Genomic DNA, 733 nt, shown 5'->3' with positions numbered 1-733 from the left:
ACTGCGGGACCAGGCCCTCGCTCAGCGCCTCCTCCAGGGCGATGGCCGCGATATAGCTGGCCAGCCCCTTGCGCCGCACAGCGGGGGCGGTCAGGACGCCCATGTGCGCCAGTATCCCTTCCCAGATCTCGAAGCCGGCACCGGCCAGCGGCAGCTGGTCCTCCTCCTTCAGCAGCACGAACTGCCGGTCGAGGCCGGAGAGGCCGACCTCCGCTACGTCGTCGGGCGGACACAGCTCCTCGAGCTTGAGGCTGTGCTTGCTGTCAAAGGACACCACCGTGCTCCGGGACGGAACCACGTCCAGGAAGTCGTCGGTGAAGTAGAGCGCGGCGGCGCCCAGTCCGCGCCCCCCGTGTCCGCGGCACAGGTTCAGCAGCGTCCGGTGCTCGGCCAGTTCCTCATCCGTCAGGTCCCCGGCGGCGTCCAGGGCCCACGACGGCCCGGCCAGGACAGAGGTTCCGAAAAGCCGGACAAAGCTGAGTTTGGAGGCCTCTTCATCGGTGCGGAGCAGGCGGTCCCCGGCACCGGCGGCCGCAGCCAGGGCGCCGTCCGGCAGGCCCAGCCGCCGGGACCATGCAAGCTGAACGATCGCGGTGGTACCTGGATCCAGCGTCATAGCAAACACGCTACAGTCCGGCGGAAATGGCTGGCCAGAGCAGCGCGGCTTTCAGCCAAAGAGGATGGCTGCTTCGTCGTACCGGTCCTGCGGAACCGTCTTCAGGTTGCCCAGGGC

1 protein-coding gene is annotated in these 733 nt (G+C 68.6%); it reads right to left on the bottom strand.

Annotated features, from left to right (window positions below; genetic code table 11):
* Positions 1 to 616: GNAT family N-acetyltransferase (locus AC5RVV_RS17690; protein WP_494002658.1), on the bottom strand; the 616-nt coding region annotated here is incomplete at its 3' end.
* Between the last annotated feature and the right edge of the window lie 117 nt (positions 617 to 733).

The sequence above is a fragment of the Arthrobacter sp. MDT2-34-1 genome (assembly GCF_059091365.1).
The sequence above is the reverse complement of the archived record's forward strand: the minus strand, read 5'-3'. Positions and strand labels throughout refer to the sequence as shown.